Below are 4,617 nucleotides of genomic sequence, written 5' to 3' on the forward strand. Positions count from 1 at the left end.
CGGTACCGTTTCGCTGGAAGTGGAAGCCCGAGGACGCAAAAAGCATGGACGCTATTTAGGAATGGCTATACTAGTACGGTGCGCTGTGCGGCACTGTATCGTGTGAGTACGGCCCGGCAGGTGACGCGCGATACGGAGACCGATGAGACGTTGCCGGTCCAGCGCGAGGCCATCCGCGCCTTCGTACGGGCGCATCGCGACTGGTCGTTGGTCGCGGAGTACAGCGAAGAGGGCGTGTCGGCGTACCGGCATGCATCGGCTGAACGGGATGTCTTGCAGGATGTCCTTAGCGCGGCCAACCGTCGAGAGTTTGATCTGCTGCTCGTTTTTAAGGCGGACCGGCTGTCCCGCCAGGCCTTCGAATACCCTGTCATTCTCGCGCAATTGCATCGAGTCGGCGTGACGGTCATGAGCGTGGCGGATGTCCCCGGTGGCAAGACGCTCGAAGTCGAAGGGCAGTTTGAAAAGCTCATTCGCTTCATCGAAGGCTGGCAGGCCGAAACGGAGTCCTACAATACGTCGATCCGGGTCTCGGCGGCCATGGAACAGATGGCCCGGCAGGGACGATGGACGGGTGGCACGCCGCCCTATGGCTACCGTCTAGCCCAAGGGACGGAGGGGTTTCCGTTAGCCGTGGATGCCGAAGAAGCCGCCGTCATCCGGCAGATGTTTCAGTGGTACTTACATGACGGGATCGGTACCGTCACGATTGCTCAGCGGCTCAACGATCTCGGGTATCGGGGACGCAAAGGCGGACAGTGGGCCGACTTCCGTGTTCGCCGCGTCATGAAAAATCCCATTCTGGCGGGGCGCCTAGCCTACGGGCGCAAGCGCCGGAATGGGTCAGGCAATCACGTTCTGCGTGGGCGGGACGAGTGGGACCAGTTGATCTTGGGGCCGTTTAATCCGTCCTTAGTCATTATCCCGCCCGATCAGTGGCAAGCGGCGATGGATAAAATGGCGGCCTACGGACACGGCACCAACACTGGACCGCGCTATAGCCGCGCCGACCAAGGGACGTTGCTGCTGACCGGGTTCGCCAAGTGCGCCGACTGCGGCGGCGCGATGGTCGCCACGCATGGCTACTATTGGGTCCGGCGCAAGGCGGGCGATTACAAGGTCCCCCGCGTCATGTACGGATGCCTGACGAAGATCACGAAGGGGCCAACCGCGTGCCCGGGCCAGCGAACGTTTGCCCAGAAGAAAGTGGAAGATGCCGTCATTCCGGCCATTTTGCGAACTTTGGGGAACATTGACCAAGCCGCCGTTGTGGCAGAAGCGCGACGTATCGCCGAACAGAGTCTTTTTCACCGCCGGACCCGCGCGACCCAGCTTGCCAAGCACATTGCGGAGGCGGAACGCATCTACGCTGGCTGGCTGGCGCGGCTCGACCAATTTTTTGCGCACCCCGAACAGAGCCTCTATTCAGAGTCCGTCCTGGCGGCGAAAGTCCGCGAAAGCGAAGAACGCCTGCAATCGCTCCGAGCCCAGCAGACCGACTGGGAACAAACCCAGCAAACGGCGGCGGCTCAGTTAGCCGACTTGGAGCGCTTCTTGACGAATACCGCGAACTGGTGGCGGCAGTTTTTGGAGGCGCCGCGCCCCCGCCAGAAAGCCTTGCTCAAACACGTGTTGGACCGGGTGGTCCTGGGTCGCGATGGGTACGAGATCTATTATCGGCTGGATTTGTCTCAGCTTGTCGGAGCCAAGACCCTCGCCCCGATCGCCTGGCAAGAAGCAGCCACATGGCGATAGAACCGCCTGCTCCCTCTTGACTTTTTTGCGTTCTCGGAAGTTGTAGTGAGTAGGGTGCTTCCTGTCCATCCCGGCAGCCTTTGCACCGTACATAGTGCTGGATCCGATATGCGAACGATTCAGCGGCTGACCCGAATGGCGTTGCAGCATGCACAGGGGCTTTTATATGCGGATTTGGAGGGGCAGATATTGGACACGTTGGACACGCTTATCTACCTGGTGCGAGAGCCAAGTGGCCGGCGGCGTGTAGACTCCGTGAGCACCGTCTCGGAGGCGGGCATCGTGCCGCGATGGCGCTTTCAAGCGAATCAGTTTGTCCGTGTTGAGGGGCGGGTGTGAGCGCCCTGGTCGGGGCCGTGGCCGCGTCTGTGGCCGTCTTTTGCTGGCTCAAGGGGTGGTCGGGGCTCTATCCGGCGGTAGGCTGGGCCTTGGGTTTAGCGATGCGTGATGATGCTGCCATGATGGCGGGGTTGGTCGCTGGGGTGGGCTTGGCGGCGCTCCGCGAAGCCGAGCGTTTTGAATCCCGGCGAGACGGTGACGAGTTCCAGGCGCTAATGCTATTGGAGCGGCTTCGACAACTATGGCGGGTTCGGGGAACGTTGGCCGGTGCCCTGGACGAGATGGGGTACCGCTCCCGGCGGCGTTCCCCTGATGCGGCGGAACAGGTGTTGGCGGAGGTGGCAGACGCCTTAGCGGTCCGGTCCCTGAGTTTGGTGGCTAAAGTGGCGGGGGTAGTGCGGAGGCACGGTGGTGATCTGGATCCGTTATTGGCCTGGGGAACCGGAAGTATACAAGAAGGACAGGCGCGGCGCTATGCACGGCAAGTGGAAGAGCAAGCGCGGCGTGCGTCCATCAAGATGCTGGCCCTGGCGCCGGTCGGGGTGGTCGGGGTCTTTCGCCTGCTGGTGCCGTCTTTCTACCACGCTCTGGCCACCACGTGGGCCGGCGATTTGGCACTCTGGGCTACGGGTGCAACCACGGCGGCAGCCACTGGGGTCTTGTCGTGGCAGGTGCGGAAGGAGGCACGGGTGCGATGATGGAGTTGGCCATCTGGAGTGCCGCCATGGCCGTCTTGATGATCTTCAGGCGTCCCGACCAGGCGTTCTGGGCGTGGATGGCCAGCGCGTTGGGACTGCTTCGGGGCGGATCGCCGGGGCTGCTGGTCGTAACGGGGATGCTGAGTGCGTTGATGTGGTTGCAAAGTCGGGATGCGACCCGTGCCGATCCGGGGCTGCGTGAGTCTTTGATTCGGTTTTGGCAGGAAGTCGGAGTGCTTTTAAGCGCCGGCCTTGGATTCTTGCCGGCGGTTGAGACGGCCGCCGGCGCTGAACCGGTGCTGGCCCCCTTGATTGCCCAAGCGGCGCGGAAAATTGCTGAATCCCCCCACGCAGCCCCATCCAATCCCGGTCTTCCAGGATTGGATGGCGAGGTGACTCTGCTCATGCTGCAGCATGGCTATCTCCACGGAATGAATGCGGGTCAGGTACAGGCCGAGGTGCAGCACATGGAGGCCCGCTTGGCGTATGAGCGGGAGGCGAGGAAGCGGCGTGATCCGCTTTGGATGACGGTGTTGCCGGCCTTGCTGCTTTTGAACGTGCTGTGGATTTTTGTCGCTCCCATGCTGGCTATGGCCAGTCACAGTTGGCTGAAACTCTGACCGCCGCCGGTATATAATGGAATCAGTACTCTGAGGAGATGATGATGTGCAGCCACGGCCAGAAGTTGATGCCATGACGCTCTATAGCCCAGGGCAATCATTGGAAGACGCCCGCCGACAAAGCGGTCGCGAACAAATGATTAAGCTGGCGTCCAATGAGAGTCTCTGGGGTCCTTCGCCGCGAGCTCTGGAGGCGGTGCGGAAGGCGCTCGACCATATGCAGTATTATCCGGCAGTGCAGCCTCCGGGATTAGTGCAAGCCTTGGCACGACAGGTTGGCGTGGATGACCGTCAGATCGTAGTCGGCAACGGCGCGGATGAGATTCTGCGACTTGCAGCCGCCGCATTCGCTGGACCCGGTGACGAAGTTGTATATCCCACTCCTAGTTTTTCCGCCTATCGGCACAGCGCCTTGTTGGCTGGTGCCGAGCCGCGAGAAGTTCGTTTGGCCGTAGACGGCGCGAATGATTTGGATGCCATCCTGGCGTCGGTTACAACGCGCACCCGGGTTGTCTATCTCTGTAGCCCCAATAACCCGACCGGCACCCCTTTTTCCCCGGAACTTTGGGACCGGTATTTGGCTCACATTCCGGATACGGTTCTCACGGTGGTGGATGGCGCCTATTGGGAGTTTCAAGACGCGCCACGTCCCGACTATCGGGCGGCGATTCAGGCGGGCCGCCCGATTATCTGGGTTCGCACTTTCTCCAAGCTCTATGCTTTGGCCGGATATCGGGTGGGCTGGGCGGTCGCGCCGGTCGATGTCACAGCCGCCCTGAAGAAGGTTCGCGAGCCTTTTTCCCTCAATGCTTTGGGAGCGATCGCTGCCGAAGCGTCCCTAGAGGATGACCAATATTTTTCGCGTATCCGCGCCGAGACCCTGGCGGCTCGCCAGTATTTGATCGAAAAGCTGGATGAGGCGCACATTCGCCATTTTCCGTCGGCCAGCAACTTTGTGACGTTTTCTGCGGGCGACGACCATCGGGTGGCTGAGAGGCTGCTAGCTGAAGGGTTTGTGGTTCGACCCACCGCCTCCTTTGGGCTTCCGGGATGGATTCGGGTAACGGTGGCTCCTCTCCCTATTATGGAGCATTTTATCAACACGCTCTTGTCTCTTCTCTAGAGGGGTGACTAGGAGCTTTTTCAAAAATTGACCCGGACGGCTCCGCGGACGGGTGTCAAAATTCGCTGGGGTGGGCGGCCAT

Annotated in this window: 5 protein-coding genes; all 5 read left to right on the top strand. The window is 61.0% G+C overall.

The window, feature by feature from the left end; genetic code table 11:
- Positions 1–1,755, top strand: a 1,755-nt coding sequence (locus tag HIJ39_RS21520; RefSeq protein WP_338055267.1) for a recombinase family protein, incomplete at its 5' end; no start/stop codon positions are given.
- Positions 1,756–1,863: 108 nt separating this feature from the next.
- Complete coding sequence (locus tag HIJ39_RS21525) at positions 1,864–2,094, top strand: hypothetical protein (RefSeq protein ID WP_169103093.1); 231 nt, start codon at positions 1,864–1,866, stop codon at positions 2,092–2,094.
- Positions 2,091–2,792 (top strand): hypothetical protein, encoded by a 702-nt coding sequence (locus HIJ39_RS21530; RefSeq protein ID WP_169103094.1) that lies wholly within the window; start codon positions 2,091–2,093, stop codon positions 2,790–2,792. Before HIJ39_RS21525 ends, HIJ39_RS21530 begins: the two co-directional genes overlap by 4 nt.
- Positions 2,789–3,412, top strand: coding sequence for a hypothetical protein (locus tag HIJ39_RS21535; protein WP_169103095.1), 624 nt, complete (start codon positions 2,789–2,791; stop codon positions 3,410–3,412). Before HIJ39_RS21530 ends, HIJ39_RS21535 begins: the two co-directional genes overlap by 4 nt.
- A 46-nt stretch (positions 3,413–3,458) precedes the next feature.
- Complete coding sequence (gene hisC / locus HIJ39_RS21540) at positions 3,459–4,535, top strand: histidinol-phosphate transaminase (protein ID WP_338055268.1); 1,077 nt, start codon at positions 3,459–3,461, stop codon at positions 4,533–4,535.
- Positions 4,536–4,617 lie beyond the last annotated feature (82 nt).

The organism is Sulfobacillus harzensis, assembly GCF_012933365.1.
Lineage (GTDB): Bacteria > Bacillota > Sulfobacillia > Sulfobacillales > Sulfobacillaceae > Sulfobacillus_B > Sulfobacillus_B harzensis.

Excerpts from the sequence above, each read along its gene's own strand:
- HIJ39_RS21525 (WP_169103093.1), top strand. The coding sequence starts at position 1,864 with ATGCGAACGATTCAGCGGCTGACCCGAATGGCGTTGCAGCATGCACAG.
- HIJ39_RS21535 (WP_169103095.1), top strand. The coding sequence starts at position 2,789 with ATGATGGAGTTGGCCATCTGGAGTGCCGCCATGGCCGTCTTGATGATC.